General features: G+C 66.4%; 12 protein-coding genes. 11 read left to right on the top strand and 1 reads right to left on the bottom strand.

Features of this window, described 5'->3' with window-relative positions:
* Positions 1–3: 3 nt before the first annotated feature.
* The 6 genes from mrdA to DI041_RS06040 all read left to right on the top strand — a co-directional run bounded on the left by mrdA (position 4) and on the right by DI041_RS06040 (position 9,030).
* A complete protein-coding gene (gene mrdA, locus DI041_RS06015) occupies positions 4–2,079 on the top strand; it encodes a penicillin-binding protein 2 (RefSeq protein ID WP_136639025.1) in 2,076 nt (691 codons plus the stop codon).
* Positions 2,076–3,188: a rod shape-determining protein RodA gene (gene rodA / locus DI041_RS06020; protein ID WP_046985025.1), complete on the top strand. Its 1,113-nt coding sequence runs from the start codon at positions 2,076–2,078 to the stop codon at positions 3,186–3,188. The genes mrdA and rodA (DI041_RS06020) overlap by 4 nt, the downstream gene beginning before the upstream one ends.
* Before the next feature lie 159 nt (positions 3,189–3,347).
* Entirely contained in the window at positions 3,348–4,427 is a 1,080-nt protein-coding gene (rodA, locus tag DI041_RS06025) for a rod shape-determining protein RodA (protein ID WP_136639057.1), read from the top strand.
* 874 nt (positions 4,428–5,301) lie between these two features.
* Entirely contained in the window at positions 5,302–6,447 is a 1,146-nt protein-coding gene (gene mltB / locus DI041_RS06030; protein WP_046985795.1) for a lytic murein transglycosylase B, read from the top strand.
* The gene (locus DI041_RS06035) at positions 6,444–7,715 is read left to right on the top strand and encodes a septal ring lytic transglycosylase RlpA family protein (protein WP_136638948.1); all 1,272 of its coding nucleotides are present in this window, start codon (positions 6,444–6,446) and stop codon (positions 7,713–7,715) included. The genes mltB and DI041_RS06035 overlap by 4 nt, the downstream gene beginning before the upstream one ends.
* 100 nt (positions 7,716–7,815) lie before the next feature.
* The gene (locus DI041_RS06040; RefSeq protein ID WP_136638949.1) at positions 7,816–9,030 is read left to right on the top strand and encodes a D-alanyl-D-alanine carboxypeptidase family protein; all 1,215 of its coding nucleotides are present in this window, start codon (positions 7,816–7,818) and stop codon (positions 9,028–9,030) included.
* Between the two features lie 90 nt (positions 9,031–9,120).
* Here DI041_RS06040 and DI041_RS06045 read toward each other — a convergent pair whose 3' ends face one another.
* The gene (locus DI041_RS06045; RefSeq protein ID WP_136638950.1) at positions 9,121–10,194 is read right to left on the bottom strand and encodes a lipid A deacylase LpxR family protein; all 1,074 of its coding nucleotides are present in this window, start codon (positions 10,192–10,194) and stop codon (positions 9,121–9,123) included.
* 359 nt (positions 10,195–10,553) lie between these two features.
* Between DI041_RS06045 and DI041_RS06050 the strand changes: the two genes are divergently transcribed.
* The 5 genes from DI041_RS06050 to DI041_RS06070 all read left to right on the top strand — a co-directional run bounded on the left by DI041_RS06050 (position 10,554) and on the right by DI041_RS06070 (position 16,199).
* Positions 10,554–11,546 (top strand): CsgG/HfaB family protein, encoded by a 993-nt coding sequence (locus DI041_RS06050; RefSeq protein WP_136638951.1) that lies wholly within the window; start codon positions 10,554–10,556, stop codon positions 11,544–11,546.
* 168 nt (positions 11,547–11,714) lie between these two features.
* Positions 11,715–11,993 carry a YbeD family protein gene (locus DI041_RS06055; RefSeq protein WP_012512125.1) on the top strand — a complete coding sequence of 93 codons (279 nt, stop codon included), beginning with the start codon at positions 11,715–11,717 and terminating at the stop codon, positions 11,991–11,993.
* Complete coding sequence (gene lipB / locus DI041_RS06060; protein ID WP_046986305.1) at positions 11,981–12,691, top strand: lipoyl(octanoyl) transferase LipB; 711 nt, start codon at positions 11,981–11,983, stop codon at positions 12,689–12,691. Before DI041_RS06055 ends, lipB begins: the two co-directional genes overlap by 13 nt.
* A gap of 18 nt (positions 12,692–12,709) precedes the next feature.
* Positions 12,710–13,720 (top strand): lipoyl synthase, encoded by a 1,011-nt coding sequence (gene lipA, locus DI041_RS06065; protein ID WP_136638952.1) that lies wholly within the window; start codon positions 12,710–12,712, stop codon positions 13,718–13,720.
* 301 nt (positions 13,721–14,021) lie between these two features.
* Positions 14,022–16,199, top strand: coding sequence for a carboxy terminal-processing peptidase (locus tag DI041_RS06070; protein WP_046986307.1), 2,178 nt, complete (start codon positions 14,022–14,024; stop codon positions 16,197–16,199).
* Positions 16,200–16,236 lie beyond the last annotated feature (37 nt).

The raw sequence follows: 16,236 nt of genomic DNA on the forward strand, positions 1-16,236 counted from the left end.
GCCATGATCCCGCGCCGCCAGGTCAAGAATCCGCACGCCGAAGCCGAGCAGTTCCGCCGTCGCGCGGCGCTGGGTTTCCTCGGCGTGCTGGTCTGCCTGCTGGGCCTGGGCGGCTGGTATTTCAAGCTGCAGGTGCTGGACCACGACGTCTACGCCACCCGCTCGGAAGCCAACCGCATCAAGCCGCGGCCGGTGGTGCCCGGGCGCGGGATGATCTACGACCGCAACGGCCGCCTGCTGGCGGAGAACGTGCCAGCCTTCCGCCTGGACGTGACCCCGGACAAGGTCAAGGACATGGATGCCACCCTGGAAGGGCTGGCGAAGATCATCAGCATCAGCCCAGAAGAGCTGGAAGCGTTCGACAAGTCGCGCAAGGCGCGCCGCAAGTTCCTGCCGGTCACGCTGAAGCTGCGCATGAGCGACGAGGAGATGGCGCGCTTCGCGGTCGATCGCTGGCGTTTCCCCGGCGTCGAGCTGGAACCCTATCTGACCCGGCGCTACCCGTACGGTGACCTGTTCGCGCACATCATCGGCTACGTTGGCCGCGTCGATGAAAAGGATCTGGAGATCCTCGGCGAGGGCAATGCAGCCCTGACCCACATCGGCAAGTCCGGGCTGGAGCGCTATTACGAGCAGCAGCTGCGCGGCAAGGTCGGCTACGAACAGGTCGAGACCAACGTACAGGGCCGTGCGATCCGTACGATCGGCCGCGTCGCCGCGCAGTCCGGCGCCGACCTGCGGTTGTCGATCGATGCCGACCTGCAGCGCGCAATGGTGGCCGCCTTCGGCGAACAGGAAGGCTCGGCCGTGGCGATGGACCCGCGCACCGGAGAGGTGCTGGCAATGGTCAGCCTGCCGTCCTACGACCCCAACCTGTTCGTCAACGGTATTTCCCATGCCGACTTCAAGGCGCTGAACGACAACCCGTCGCGGCCGCAGTTCAACCGCCTGGTGCTCGGTGGCGTCGCGCCCGGTTCCACGCTGAAGCCGCTGATCGGGCTGGCCGGCCTCGATTCGGGCGTGCGCCGGCCGGAAGACAAAGTGCTTTCCACCGGCATGTTCTACCTGCCCGGCACCTCGCGTGGCTGGGGTGACTCGCATCGCGGCGGCCATGGCTGGACCGACCTGCGCAAATCCATCGCGCAGTCGGTCAACACCTACTACTACAAGCTCGCGCTGGACCTGGGCATCGAGCGCTTCGACCATTACATGGAGTACTACGGCTTCGGCCAGCCGACCGGCATCGACCTGACCGGCGAGATCGGCGGCATCCTGCCGTCGCCGGCCTACAAGCGGAAGAGCCGCAAGGAAGCCTGGTACCCCGGCGACACGGTCAACATCAGCATCGGCCAGGGCGACTGGAAGGTTACTCCGCTGCAGCTGGCGCGGGGTGTCAGTGGGCTGGCCAACGGGCAGCTGCGCACGCCGCACCTGGTGATCCAGCAACGTGCAGGTTTCGACCATGACTGGATGGCCACCGACCCGGGCGAGAGCAAGCCGGTCAGCCCGAACCCGAACAACCTGCAGGCGGTGCGCGAAGGCATGATGGCCACCATGCTGCCAGGCGGCAGCGCTGCGCGGATGGCGGCCGGCGCCCCCTATACGATGGCAGGCAAGACCGGTACCGCGCAGGTCGTCAGCCGCAAGGGCACCGCCGCAGTGAACCCGAAGAGTCTGCCGATGCACCTGCGCCACCGCGCGCTGTTCGTTGGCTTTGCGCCGGTCGATCAGCCGGTGATTGCGCTGGCGATCGCGGTGGAAGGCGGTGGTTACGGCGGTGCGGCCGCCGCACCGATCGCCCGCAAGGTGTTTGATGCCTACCTGCTGGGCAAGATGCCTGAAGGCATGCAGCCGCTGGACAGCGAGCGCGGTACCACCGCCATCGGCGCCACCGCGTTCGACAACGAAGACGTGGGGGCGCGTCAGGCGGGCGACCTCGCCGCCGGACAGATGGGTGAGCACCCGGTGCTGGTCGGCGTGCCTGCGCCGGAACCGGTACCTGCACCACAGCCGGGTACGCCGGCTGCCGCCGCACTGCCGGTCACACCACGCCCGACCGCCGCGGAGCCCGCGCGATGAAAGTATTCCTGCGCTGGGCCGGCGACATGCTGCGCCGCTTCTTCAGCACGCTGGACTGGGTGCTGTGCCTGGCGCTGGGCGCGTTGATGGTGATCGGTCTGGCGACACTCAAGAGCGCAGGCGGCGACAGCCTGGTGATGGCCCAGGGCGCGCGTTTCGCGGTGGGCATGGCCGCGCTGTGGGGCATCTCGCGGGTGCCGATCCTGCGCATCCGCTCGGCCACGCCGATGATCTATGCGATCTCGATGATTCCGCTGCTGGCAGTGTTCGTGCTTGGTACCGGCAAGTACGGTCGGCAGTGGCTGGACCTGAAATTCTTCTACCTGCAGCCGGCCGAACTGCTGAAGGTCAGCCTGCCGATGATGGTGGCCTGGTACCTGCACAAGATGCCGCTGCCGCCGCGCTTCAACACGGTGCTGGTTGCCCTGGTCATCATTGGTGTGCCGACCGGCCTGGTGATGCTGCAGCCCGACTTCGGCACCGGCGTGCTGATCGCTGCCAGTGGCGTGTTCGTGCTGCTGCTGGCCGGCTTGCCGTGGTGGTGGGTTGGCCTGGGCGTGGGTGGCGTGGCAGCGGTCGCACCGGTGGCCTGGTTCTGGCTGCTGCGGCCCTACCAGAAGGACCGCATCATGATGTTCCTGGATCCGGAGATGGATGCACTGGGCGCAGGCTGGAACATCATCCAGTCGAAGATCGCGATCGGCTCCGGCGGCTTCGATGGCAAGGGCTGGGGCGAAGGCTCGCAGTCGCACCTCAACTTCATTCCCGAGCAGACCACCGACTTCGCGTTCTCGGTACTGAGCGAGGAATTCGGCTGGATCGGCGTGGCCACCGTGCTGGCGCTGTACCTGGTGGTGATCGGTCGCTGCCTGTGGATTGCCAGCCAGTCACGCGACTCCTATTCGCGCCTGCTGGCCGGTGCCACCGGGCTGGCGTTCTTCGTCTACGTGCTGGTCAACGGCGGGATGATTTCCGGCCTGCTGCCGGTGGTGGGCGTGCCAATGCCGCTGATCAGCTACGGCGGCACCTCGGCGGTTTCGCTGCTGGCCGGCTTCGGGCTGGTGATGGCCGTGCGCAGTCACAACCCGGTGCACGGCGGCTACGGTTGAGTCCGGCTGTGGGGTCAGATCCCTTTTTCCACAAGAAAAAGGGATCTGACCCCACAGCTCGGAAGCAGTCGAGCATGGCTCGACGCTACAAACGCAGAAGCACCATGACAGCTTCACGCAAGCGCCCGTTGCTACCGTGGCCGCGTGGAATGGAAACGTATGCTTGGCGGCTGCCGTGAGGCGGTGCGCACGATCGATCTGCCGTTGCTGGTCGCGCTGTTGATCCTGATGGCCGCCGGCCTGGCGGTGCTGCACAGCGTGTCCGGTCCGGTGGCCGGGCAGGCGGCGCGCTTCGCCGGTGGTCTGTTGGCAATGTGGCTGCTGTCGCGTGTCTCGCTGCTGCGTCTGCGCGCATGGACGCCTGCGTTGTATGCACTGTCGATGCTGCCGCTGATGGCGGTGTATGTGATCGGCACCGGCAAGTACGGGCAGCGCTGGCTCAACCTGGGCGTGTTCTATCTGCAGCCGTCCGAACTGCTCAAGCTCAGCCTGCCGTTGATGATGGCCTGGTACCTGCATCGGCAGCCGTTGCCGCCGTCGCCACGCACGGTACTCACCGCAGTGGTGCTGATTGGCGTGCCAGCGGTTCTGATCCTGATGCAGCCCAACCTCGGCACCGCCACGCTGGTGACCGCCAGCGGCGTGTTTGCGTTGTTGCTGGCCGGCCTGCACTGGGGCTGGGTGGCGACGGGTGCGGCGGGGCTGGCGGTGGCCGCGCCACTGGCGTGGTTCGGACTGCTGCGGCAGTACCAGAAGGATCGCGTGCTGACCTTCCTTGACCCAGCGGCGGACCCGCTCGGCACCGGCTGGAACATCCTGCAGTCTCGCATCGCCATCGGCTCCGGAGGCTGGCAGGGCCGTGGCTGGGGGCAGGGTACGCAGGCGACACTGGATTTCCTGCCCGAGTACACGACCGACTTCGCATTTTCAGTGCTCGCCGAGGAGTTCGGTTGGATCGGCGTGGCGACAGTGTTCGCGCTCTACCTATTTGTGGTCGGGCGCTGCCTGTGGATCGCGGTGCAGGCACGCGACACCCATGCACGGTTGCTGGCCGGCAGCCTGGGGCTGGCGTTCTTCGTCTATGTACTGGTGAACGGTGGAATGATTTCCGGCCTGCTGCCGGTGGTGGGCATTCCGATGCCGTTGATCAGCTACGGCGGGACATCGGCGGTCTCGCTGCTGGCCGGTATCGGATTGGTGATGGCGGTACGTGGGCACCGGCCGGTGCACGGGGGATAGGGTTTCCAGCCAACGGCGCAGCCCCTCGTGGGTGGTCGCGTAACGCGGGTCATGTGTGGGGCGGGCGCGTTCACCCACGGAGAAGAAAAAGAAGATCAAAAGCAAAAAGCGGCCTGGCGGATCGCTTCATTGCCTCGCGTAGAGCCCAGCCATGCTCGGCTCACGAGCAAGCGCAGCGCGCGACCCGCTTTTGATCTTCTTTTTCTTCTCCGTGGGTGGCAGGCCTCCGAAATCTGTCAGAGGGCGGTCGGGTTGGGTACGCGGGGGTGTCAGCCGCATGGATGCGGCTGCCAAGCCTCCAGGGACGGATTCACGGCGTCCCCCGCGCACCCAGCCCGACCGGCCCACCCACGGCTTCTGCTTTCCACGACCCAAACACCACCCACGAGGGGCTGCGCCGTTGGATGGAAACTTCCTGACTCTGCGCAACGCCCGTTGTGGAAGCGTTCTCACGACGATGCACGGCAGCACGCCCGCCGACCAAAGTCCGTAAAAAACGTTATCTGGTTCACACTTTTACAGCGCGTTGATCCTGATCAATGGACTTGTCGTAATCGGCCTGCACAATGGCGGCCCGTTCGGCACGGCGCGCCGTCAATCGTTGCAGCGCGAGGGGGCGTCGGGCGGGAAGCAGTACTGGTCCAACGGGTACAGGGAGCGCGGGGTACTGCCACTGGGGAGCGGCAGCCGCGCAGGTACCGACCGGATCCGGTCGCCGGTTGCGTCTGCGGGGATGGGGACGCAACCGGCAACCTCTATCTGAATGGGGAAGCGGGATCACGAGGTCTTCACATTTCCCGCTGCTCGCAGGCAAATCGTTGTGATTCATGGTGTTAGGGGTTTTAATTCATCCATGACCTGCTAACCTGCGACGATGATTCGACGCACTCTGGCCTGCATGCTCACCCTCGGCCTGGTCGCCTGCGCGACCCAGCCGAAGTCCCCACCGTCTTCGCCCCAGGCCAGCAGTACGCCGCGCCAACCTGCCGCCAAGGCCCATGGCCCGGCCGAGGCCGCGCCTGAAGCCACCGCTGCCACCGCGCCGCCGGTCGACCTCACCCCGGTCCCGTTCGAGACTGCGCGGGCACGGTTCATTGCCGATACCGCCAAGCGCTACGGCCTGAAGCCGGAGCAGATCAGCAGCGTGCTCGACCAGGCGCAGGTGCGCCAGCCGATCATCGCCGCCATGTCGCGCCCGGCCGAACGGGTCAAGCCGTGGAACGAATACCGGCCGATGTTCATCAGCAAGGCACGCATCGATGGCGGTCGCGCGTTCCTGGCCCAGCACCGTGCCGAACTGGATCGCGTGCAGCAGCGCACCGGGGTGCCGGCTGAAGTGATCGTGGCGATCATCGGCGTGGAAACCAGTTACGGCAAGAACGCCGGCAGCCATCGCGTGCTCGATGCGCTGTACACGCTGGCGTTCTATTACCCGCGCAGTGGCGACCCGGCCAAGCTGGAGCGCGAAGTGCGCCGCGAACTGTTCTTCCGCGATGAGCTGGCCAAGCTGTTCGAGCTGGGCCGCGAAGAAAACCTGGACATCACTACGCTCAAGGGCAGCTATGCCGGTGCGATGGGCATGGGCCAGTTCATGCCGTCCAGCTATCTGGATTACGCCGTTGACGGCAACGGCGATGGTCGCCGCGACCTGTTCACCAGCTATGACGACGTGTTCTCGTCCATCGCCAATTACTTCGTGAAGAAGGGCGGCTGGGTACGTGGTGGCCAGGTCGCCGTGCCAGCAACGCTGGCTGCTGGCCGCGAGGAATTCAACCCGACCGAGTGGATGCCCACCTGGTCGCTGGCCGATCTGGCGCAGCGCGGCTACCAGCCGAACGCAGCGGTACAGCCGGGCGCCACCGCTACCCCGATCACCCTTGAAGGCAGCGCCGGCAAGCAGTACTGGCTGGGCTTCCAGAACTACTACGCGATCACCCGCTACAACCTCTCGAAGATGTACGCGATGGCCGTGTTCCAGTTGTCCCAGGCCATCGCCGGACAGGAGCTGCCCCCGGCATGAACATCAGATGGCTGGTCCCAGGCTTGATCGTCCTCGCGCTGGCTGCCTGCAGCAGCGCGCCGAAGAAGCCGGCCACGGCCGGCCATGGCGGCAAGTCCGGCGGTACGCTGGTGCAGGGCCGCGGCTCACGCCCGGCGCATTGCCCGGAGGGCTCGCCGTATGCGGCCGCTAAGGAAGACCTCAATACCCGCGGCAACTACACTGCCGGTGGCCTGTACAAGCCGGGCGTGCGTGACAGCACGCCAGACTACATTCCCAACGTGGCCTGCATCCCCGAGCCGGAAGTAACCGCGGAAGAACGCTCGGCGATCGGCAACAAGACCCCGTACGTGGTGCTGGGTAAGTCCTACAAGGTGCTCGACGACACCCGCAACTATGTCGAGCGCGGTACCGCGTCGTACTACGGTGCCAAGTTCCATGGCCGCCTGACCTCCAACCGCGAGGTCTACGACATGTACCAGTTCACCGCCGCGCACAAGACGCTGCCGCTGCCCAGCTTCGCCCGCGTGACAAACCTGGACAACGGCGAATCGGTGATCGTGCGCGTCAATGACCGTGGCCCGTTCCACGACGGCCGCGTGGTCGATCTCAGCTATGCGGCCGCCGTGCGCCTGGGCATTACCCAGCGCGGCACCGGCAACGTCGAAGTGCGCGCGCTGCAGCCGGGCGAAAGCAACCTGATGGCGCAGAAGCCGTCTCGTCGCGAACGCCGGGCTGCGGAAGCCGCCGCTGCGGCAACTGCGGTGGCCAGTGCGCGGCCGGTACCGGGCGCACGTGCCGCCGCCGACAGTGACATCGATCGCCTGGTCAAGGGCCTGCCTGCCGAGGGCATGCCGGCGCGCGGCCAGCCGGCCACCACCCAGGGCGTGGCCAGCACCGTGCCGGACGTGGCGGTCAGCAGCCTGCCGCCGAGTGCGCCGCCGGTACGCGGCACCGCGCCGGCACAGGCGGTCGTTGCCAGCACCACGCCGCGCGCTGTTGCGCCGGCGCCGGTCCGCACCACGCCAGCGGCACCCAGCCTGTCGCAGCAGGTAGTGGGCGCGGTGATGGTGCAGGTCGCCAGTTTCTCAAGCCGCGACAACGCCAACCGCGCGATGGGCCAGCTCAACGCCGCCGGTATCGTCGGCGCGACCATCAGCGACATCGCTGCCGGTGGCCGCACCCTGTTCCGCCTGCGCGTTCCCGCCAGCGACCATGCCAGTGCCGCGGAACTTGCCGGCCGCATCGCCGGTCTGGGCCTGGGTTCGCCGCAGATCGTCAAGGATTGATCCGCCCGGGCCGGTGCTGCCGGCCCATGCTCCCCCGGCCTTACAATGGCCGTTACGTTCCACCCTCCATTCCCGGCCGTCCCCTGGAGCCTGCTGTCCAATGAATTTCCGTTCCGCCGCCACCGCCCTGGCCGCCACCCTGGTGGTGGGCCTGGCCTCCGCCCAGACGCCGCTGCCGACCCCGGCCACGCCGGCGCCTGCCGCCGCTGCCCCGGCCACCGTCGCCACCCCGCCGGCACCCGCGCCCAGCGTGTCCAAAGCCTGGGTGCTGATGGATTACGCAACCGGCCAGGTGCTGGCTGGTGAAAACATCAACGAACAGCTGGCCCCGGCCAGCATTACCAAGGTGATGACGTCCTACGTGATCGCCGCCGAGGTCAAGAACGGCAAGGTCCGTCCGGACGACCAGGTGATGATGAGCGAGCGCGCCTGGCGCGAAGGTGGCGCGGGTACCGATGGCAGCTACAGCGGCTTCCCGGTCAACCAGACTGCACGCCTGGAAGACATGGAAAAGGGCATGGCGATCCAGTCCGGCAATGACGCCGCGATCGCCCTGGCCGAGCACGTGGCCGGCAGCGAAGAAGCCTTCGCTTCGCTGATGAACAGCTACGCTGCCAAGATCGGCATGAAGAACTCGCACTTCGTGAACGCCCACGGCCTGACCGCCCCGGGCCATCACAGCAGCGCCTACGACCTGGCCCTGCTGGGCCGCGCGATGGTGCGCGACTACCCGGAAACCTACGCGTACAACAAGATCAAGGAATTCCAGGTCGGCAACATCAAGCAGCCGAACCGCAACCTGCTGCTGTGGCGCGATGGCAGCGTGGACGGCATCAAGACCGGCCACACCTCGGAAGCCGGTTACTGCCTGATGAGCTCTGCCCAGCGCGGCGACCAGCGCCTGGTGGCCGTGGTGCTGGGTGGCGCTTCGGAAAAGCAGCGTGCCGACGACAGCCTGGCGCTGCTGAACTGGGGCTTCCGCTTCTTCGAGACCCACCGCCTGTATGAGCCGGGCAAGGCCGTGGCCGAGCACAAGGTCTGGAAGGGCACCACCGACAAGGTGCAGCTGGGCGTGGCCCAGCCGATGCTGGTGAGCGTGCCGCGCGGTCGCTACAACGACCTGAAGCCGAGCATCGACGTACCCAAGACCCTGGAAGCACCGTTCACCGCCGGCCAGCAGATCGGCACCGTGAAGGTGATGCTGGATGGCAAGCTGGTGGCCGAAGCGCCGCTGGTGGCGGTCGCTGCCGTTGAGCAGGCCGGCTTCTTCAAGCGCCTGTGGGACAGCTTCTGGATGTGGTGGGAATCGGAATGATCCACGCCTTGGCGTGGTGAACGGAAAAGGCCGGCGAATGCCGGCCTTTTTCGTTGGAATCGGTGTGCCGACCAACGGTCGGCAACTACCTTACAGCGACCGGCTGATGGTGAAGCTGCCGAACACGGGCGACTGGCGCTGGCCATCGAATTCGCGGGTGCTGTGGTAGCGCGCCACCGCGAACTTCCAACGGCCGCGCATCACTGCAATGCCATAACCGCCCTGTGCGACCACGTGGCGCTTGTCCACACTGTGGCTGCTGCGGAACGTGTTGCCGTCCAGCGTAATGTCGCGGATCACCCACGCCGCGTCGGTGGTCAAGAACATGTGCCACGACCAGCCGCTGGCACGTCCACCACGTGTCGGCGCGGTGTTTTCGCCGGCCGGGCGCAACGGCGTGCTGCCGAAGTCGTCGGGCAGCTTCCAGCCGAAGCGCACTTCGCCACCGGCGTTGGCCTTGGTTTCCAGGTTGCCGATCGCGCCGCCGTAGTGGCTGATCGCATCCCAGCCCCAGCCGCCGGCATTGACGCTGGCATCGGCCGGCCAGCGCCGCATGCGCTCGTGGGTCAGCATGAACACCGGCTCGTTGTGCAGCTGGTTGTCCCAGCCTTCGAACTTCTTGTCGTTGAGGATGTTGTGCACCGCATCCTGCACCTGCTTGCCCTGCGCCCACGGGCCGACCACGCCCAGCGCCAGCTGGGTGGTCTGCAGGCGGTCGCCGCTGCGCGCGTTGAAGCCGAAACTGGCCAGCAGCACACCGGCATACGGGCGGTCATCCTCGATCAGGTCGCGGCGCGTCGGGTCGGTCGGGGTGAAGATGCCCTGGCCGATGCTGAAGATCATGTTCTGTTGTTCGAACTTTCCCGGGTGCAGGCCTTCCAGGTACTGGTTCACCCAACGCGCCATACGCGGCAGGCACGGGTCATCGGTGTAGTCGACCAGATTCGGCGAGACCAGGGTCAGCTGCGCGCCGTTGGTATAGCCCTGGTCCTGGTGGCGGCCGCCAAACAGGTCGTTGTCGACGCGGAAGTTGATCTGCGGCGGATGGTCGCGCATCGCGTCCGGACCACATTGTTCAGCTGCCTGGGCAGCAAGGGGGAGGGCGGTGGCCAGCAGGCCAGACAGCCCGAAGGCTGCGAAACAGCGTTTGGAAGGGGGGCTCATGGGGGGCGGATTCTATTTGTCGTTTTCAGCCGCGACACGGTACCCCCAGGCGGTCCGTGAAACGACCACACGGCGCTCACTTGTCTGTTCCGAAAACAACATTGTCCATCCGACACGATGTGATACGGAATGTGGGGGACTGCGGGCAGGGACGGGTGCCGGTGGACCCGTGCTCGGGACCGGTCGCGCGCCCCGGCGGGGGCCAAACCGCACGTCCAGTCAGCTGCGGTTGTGGTTGGGGGCACCTTGCCCTATTCTCTGCGCCGACGCCTGGGGGGCGTCGCAAAGGATTCAGGTCCCAGACCCTTTCTCAACCCATGGATTGTGCTTCGCCGTCGGCGAGGTGCTGGATGACTCAAATGAACAAATCGAATTCGCTCGCCCATGCGCTGGCCTGCGCGCTGCTGGGTGTCGGTCTGGTGGCCATCAGTGCCCCGGCTTCGGCTGGCCTGCGTGACAGTTTTGCCAACAGCCGTACCTCTGCCCAGGAGCAGAGCAAGAAGGGCCAGGCCGAGATTCCGGTGTGCACCAAGCCGCTGGGCTCCATCTCGGTGATCGAGCCGGAAGACGTTGTGAACTGGTGGACCGGCCAGCAGCTGCCGGCGCCTTCGAAGCTGATCAAGGTGTTCGTCAACAAGTCCAAGTGCTTCACGCTGGTGGACCGTGGGGTCGGCATGGCGGCGGCCCAGGCTGAGCGCGCGCTGGCCAGCGAAGGCCAGTTGCGCGGCCGCTCCAACATCGGCAAGGGCCAGATCCGTGCCGCCGACTACGTGCTGGTGCCCGACCTGATCTCGCAGAACAGCAACTCCGGCGGCAACGCCATCGGTGGCCTGCTGGGTGGCCTGATCGGCGGCAAGGCCGGCGCCGTGGTCGGCGGGCTGAACTTCCGCAGCAAGACCGCCGACGTGACCCTGACCCTGACCGACGTGCGCTCCTCCGAGCAGGTGGCCATTGTCGAGGGCAACTCCAAGAAGACCGACCTGGGCTGGGGCGCTGGTGGCGGCCTGTTCGGCGGCGGCGGCATCGGGGCCATGGGCGTGGGCGGCTATGCCAATACCGAAATCGGCCAGGTGATCACCCTGGCCTACCTGCAGGCCTACACCAACATGGTGGCCGAGCTGGGTGGCCTTCCGGCCAATGCGTCGGCCGCCAACGCCGGCCAGGCCGTGACCATGCTCAAGGCCGGTCGCCTGCTGGCCAATGCCAAGGGCACCGGCGCGCCGGTACGCTCGCTGGAGCCGGGCATGCTGCTGTACCCCACCGGTGTCAAGGAAGGCACGATGTGGGAAGTGGAAGACGAAATGGGCAACAAGGGCTGGGTCAACTCCACCCTGATGGAAACGGCCAAGTAAGCGGCCTGCATACCGGCCGCGTGCGGTATGTGTCCTGCCAGGGGCCGGCCTTCACGGGCCGGCCTTTTCCATGTGTAGGCCCCCTTGCAACGCAGCGGCCCGCAGATGCCGCGTTTGACGTTGATGAATACTCTTGGGTTTGTTGCCCTGCGGCCCGATAATGGGGGCATGGAAATCAAGTCCGACAACCCCGACCACGGCTTCCAGTTCCCCGGCCAGTTCGAGCTCAGCGCGATGGGCCCGGCCAACCGCGGCCTGGAACATGAGCTTCCCCGCCTGCTGCTGGCTGCCGGTATCGATGTGGTCAATGAACGCATCAGCTGGAAGCACTCGACCAACGGCAAGTACGTGTCTGTGCGCATGGTGTTCAAGGCCGAGAGCCGCGAACAGTACGATCTGGCGCACCAGGCACTGCGTGACCATCCGGAAGTGAAGTGGACGCTGTAGCCGACAGCTGCCCGGCCGAAGCCGCCCCTGAGCACCGCGCGCCGCGTCCGGCGCTGGTCCGTGATCTCGGTCGCCAGGCCTATGAGCCGGTGTGGCGTGCCATGCAGCGCTTCACCGACCAGCGTGGCGACGCCGATGCCGACGAGCTGTGGGTGGTCGAGCACGATCCGGTGTTCACTCTCGGCCAGGCTGGCAAGGATGAGCACGTGCTGGCGCCGGGTGAGATCCCGGTGCTGCACGTGGATCGTGGTGGCCAGGTGACCTACCACGGCCCCGGCCAGATCGTGGTCTATCCGCTGCTGCGCCTGCCGCGGCTGGGTATCGGCGTGCGCGACTACGTGTGCCGCATCGAACAGGCGATCATCGACACGCTCGCCGAATGGAACATCGGCGCTGAGCGCCGCGAGGGCGCCCCCGGCGTCTATGTCGGTAACGCCAAGATCGCCGCGCTCGGCATCCGCGTGCGCCGTGGCTGCACCTTCCACGGCCTGGCCTTCAACGTGGCCATGGACCTGGAACCCTTCCACCGTATCAACCCCTGTGGCTATCAGGGGTTGCAGGTGACCTCGGTGGTAGACTTGGGTGGCCCCTCCGGGATGGATGCCGTCAAGCCGGTGCTGCTGGACCACCTGGCCCGCCAGTTCGGCCTGCTGCTGCAGCACACGCCCGAACTGCCTGATTTTTCTGCGGCCGCCTGACCGCCACCCGGAACTGCCATGACTGAATCCACCGCCCGTTCCATTCCCCTGCAGATCGTGCAGGGCGATTCTCCGTCCGCCGCGCCGTTGCAGGCCGGGGTCAAGCAGCTGGGCGGTGACAAGATCAACCGCTCGCCGGTGCAGTTCGCCGACGCGCCGGTGCTGCGCAAGCCGTCCTGGATCCGCGTGCGCATTCCCTCGGGCAATGCGGTGCAGAACCTGAAGGCCAAGCTGCGCGAGAACCGCCTGGTGACGGTGTGCGAGGAAGCCAGCTGCCCGAACATCCACGAGTGCTTCGGCCACGGCACGGCAACGTTCATGATCCTCGGCGAAGTCTGCACCCGCCGCTGCTCGTTCTGCGACGTCGCCCATGGCCGCCCGAAGCCACCGGATGCCAACGAGCCGGCCAGCCTCGGCCAGACCGTGGCCGACATGGGCTTGAAGTACGTGGTGGTGACCAGCGTCGACCGCGATGACCTGCGCGACGGCGGTGCCCAGCACTTCGTCGACTGCATCACCGCCATCCGCGAGAAGTCGCCGGGCACCCGCATCGAAGTGCTGACCCCGGACTTCCGTGGCAAGGGCCGCATGGAGCGCGCGCTGGAGATCCTGGCGCAGAACCCGCCCGATGTGTTCAACCACAACATCGAAACCGTGCCGGACCTGTACCGCAACGTGCGTCCGGGTGCGGACTACCAGTGGTCGCTGAACCTGCTGAAGAACTTCAAGGCGCAGCATCCGGAGGTGCCGACCAAGAGCGGCATCATGCTGGGCCTGGGCGAAGAGTTCGAACAGATCAAGGCCACCATGCGCGACCTGCGCGCGCATGACGTGGACATGATCACCATCGGCCAGTACCTGCAGCCGACCGCGCACCACCATCCGGTGCTGAAGTACTGGACGCCGGAAGACTACAAGGCGCTGGAAGACTACGGCTACGAGCTGGGCTTCAGCCACGTGGCCTCCGGCCCGATGGTGCGCTCGTCGTACCACGCCGACGTCCAGGCCAAGGGCGCAGGGGTCTCCTGAGGCCCCGGGCGGGCGCGGCCCGCCACCTTCGGTGGGTGCGAACCGTCCCGGTGGGTGCGAACCTTGGTTCGCACGCCTTTGCCTGCTATAGAGCCGAGCCCATGCTCGGCTGCTTGCTGGCGGCCTGCCGAGCAAGGGCTCGGCCGTGCCTTCGCCTGCATTCACAATTTGCTACACCGGCCCCGCTAGGCTGGTTTTCCACCGAGCGCGGCCGGGTGACAAACCCGGCAACTTTCGGCACTGTCGTGGTGTCTGAACACCCCGCAGTCTCCCCCTTGGCAAGGCGCCTTCGAGCACGTCAATGAAATTCAAAGCCCCCGCATTCCTGATGGCCCTGGCGCTGGTCGCGCCGCTGGCGCTGGCGGCCAAGGCCGACTCGCCTGCATTGCCCGCAGCGGCAACTGCCGATCAGGTGACCACCTCCAAGCTGGTGTACGGCCTGTTGTCCGACAGCCGCTACGCCTATCGGCCGCGCGCGCTGGACGAGGCAACTTCCAAGGACGTGTTCAAGCGTTACCTGGAAACGTTGGACGGCGGCAAGCAGTACTTCACCCAGGCCGACGTGGCGCGCTTCGCGCCGTTCGAGGCGAACATTTCCTCGGCCATCCGTGGTGGCGAGCTGGAGCCGGCGTTCCAGGTGTTTGCCGTGTACAAGCAGCGGGTCGGCGAACGCGTGGCGTATGCACGCAGGCTGCTCAAGCAGGAGCCGGACTTCACCGCCGACGAGCGCTTCGAATACGACCGCAAGAAGGTGCCGTGGGCGGCCAGCAGCGCCGAACTGGACGAGCTGTGGCGCAAGTCGGTCAAGAACGATTGGCTGCGACTGAAGCTGGCCGGCAAGAAGCCGGACGACATCCGCAAGACGCTGGACAAGCGCTATGCGACGCTGCAGAAATCGGTCAACGAACTGAAGGGCGAAGACGTCTTCCAGTTCTTCATGAATTCGTACACCAGCGCGGTCGATCCGCATACCGACTACTTCACCCCGCGCACCGCCGAGAACTTCAACCAGGCGATGTCGCTGTCGCTGGAAGGTATCGGCGCGCAGCTGCAGCGCCAGGACGACGTGGTGGTGATCCGCGAGATCATCGCCGGTGGTCCGGCGGCGGTGGACGGCACGCTGAAGCCGGGTGACCGCATTGTCGGCGTTGGCCAGGGCAAGTCCGGCCTGGTCGAGGACGTGATCGGCTGGCGCATCGACGATGTCGTGGCCAAGATCCGCGGCGCCAAGGACACCGAGGTCAAGCTGGAGTTCATTCCGGCGGCCGAAGGTGCCGACGGCAAGCACCACACCCTGGTGCTGACCCGGCAGAAGGTGCGCCTGGCCGAACAGGCCGCCAAGGGCGAGACCATGAGCATTCCGGCTGCCAACGGCGAGCCGGCACGCAAGATCGGCGTGATCAAGCTGCCGACCTTCTACCAGGACTTCGAAGGCCGTCGCCGTAATGCCGCCGACTACGCTTCGGCGACCCGCGACGTGGCCAAGCTGCTGGCCGGCTTCAAGAACGACAAGCTGGACGGCGTGGTGCTGGACCTGCGCAACAACGGCGGTGGTTCGCTGGATGAAGCCATTGAACTGACCGGTCTGTTCATCGAGCAGGGCCCGGTGGTGCAGGTGCGTGAATCCGGTGGTCGCATCACCGTCAACAGCGACCGCAACCAGGGCGTGGCCTGGGACGGCCCGCTGGCGGTGCTGATCAACCGCGGTTCGGCCTCTGCCTCCGAGATTTTCGCCGGCGCCATCCAGGACTACGGTCGTGGACTGGTGATCGGTGAGACCAGCTTCGGCAAGGGCACCGTGCAGAACATCGTCGACCTCGACCGTTGGCCGAGTGGCGAAACCCAGCGCTTCGGCCAGGTCAAGCTGACCATCGCCCAGTTCTTCCGCATCAGCGGCAGCAGCACCCAGCACAAGGGTGTGGTGCCGGACCTGGCGTTCCCGGCCAGCGTCGATGCAACCGAATTCGGCGAGAGCACCTACGACAACGCGCTGCCGTGGACCCGCATCGCCGCCGTGCCGCACACCCAGTACGGCAACTTCGCGCCGCTGCTGCCGAAGCTGGAAACCCGCCATGACGCGCGCATTGCCGCCGACAAGGAATTCCAGTGGTGGAACGAGGACGTGCAGCAGTTCCGCACCGAGGCCGCGAAGAAGTACATCTCGCTCAACGAGGCCACCCGTCGCGCAGAGCGTGAGCGCCAGGACACCCAGCGCAAGGAGCGCCAGGTGATGCGCAAGGAACTGGGCCTGGCCCTGGACCCGCTGGCCGATGACAGTAGCGATGACGGTCTGACCGGCAACGAGCGCGACATCGTCAAGGATGCCGCCCGCGAAAAGGCTGCCGAGAAGCGTCCGGACCCGCTGCTGCGCGAGTCCGCGTCGATCCTGTCCGATGCGGTGAACCTGCTGGCCAACGATCGCCCGCTGTCGGCGCAGGTGCTGCCGCAGTCCACTGGTGCCGGTCGCTGGGCTGACTGAGCCGGGGCGACGACGTTAGATACCCGAGGGGCCGGCA

The sequence above is a fragment of the Stenotrophomonas maltophilia genome (assembly GCF_004920835.1).
GTDB classification, from domain to species: Bacteria; Pseudomonadota; Gammaproteobacteria; order Xanthomonadales; family Xanthomonadaceae; genus Stenotrophomonas; species Stenotrophomonas maltophilia_AQ.

What these genes read in the sequence shown, in the direction of transcription:
- mrdA (WP_136639025.1), top strand. Translation starts at nt 4, where the DNA reads ATGATCCCGCGCCGCCAGGTCAAGAATCCGCACGCCGAAGCCGAGCAG.
- rodA (WP_046985025.1), top strand. Translation starts at nt 2,076, where the DNA reads ATGAAAGTATTCCTGCGCTGGGCCGGCGACATGCTGCGCCGCTTCTTC.
- rodA (WP_136639057.1), top strand. Translation starts at nt 3,348, where the DNA reads ATGCTTGGCGGCTGCCGTGAGGCGGTGCGCACGATCGATCTGCCGTTG.
- mltB (WP_046985795.1), top strand. Translation starts at nt 5,302, where the DNA reads ATGATTCGACGCACTCTGGCCTGCATGCTCACCCTCGGCCTGGTCGCC.
- DI041_RS06035 (WP_136638948.1), top strand. Translation starts at nt 6,444, where the DNA reads ATGAACATCAGATGGCTGGTCCCAGGCTTGATCGTCCTCGCGCTGGCT.
- DI041_RS06040 (WP_136638949.1), top strand. Translation starts at nt 7,816, where the DNA reads ATGAATTTCCGTTCCGCCGCCACCGCCCTGGCCGCCACCCTGGTGGTG.
- DI041_RS06045 (WP_136638950.1), bottom strand. Translation starts at nt 10,194, where the DNA reads ATGAGCCCCCCTTCCAAACGCTGTTTCGCAGCCTTCGGGCTGTCTGGC.
- DI041_RS06050 (WP_136638951.1), top strand. Translation starts at nt 10,554, where the DNA reads ATGAACAAATCGAATTCGCTCGCCCATGCGCTGGCCTGCGCGCTGCTG.
- DI041_RS06055 (WP_012512125.1), top strand. Translation starts at nt 11,715, where the DNA reads ATGGAAATCAAGTCCGACAACCCCGACCACGGCTTCCAGTTCCCCGGC.
- lipA (WP_136638952.1), top strand. Translation starts at nt 12,710, where the DNA reads ATGACTGAATCCACCGCCCGTTCCATTCCCCTGCAGATCGTGCAGGGC.
- DI041_RS06070 (WP_046986307.1), top strand. Translation starts at nt 14,022, where the DNA reads ATGAAATTCAAAGCCCCCGCATTCCTGATGGCCCTGGCGCTGGTCGCG.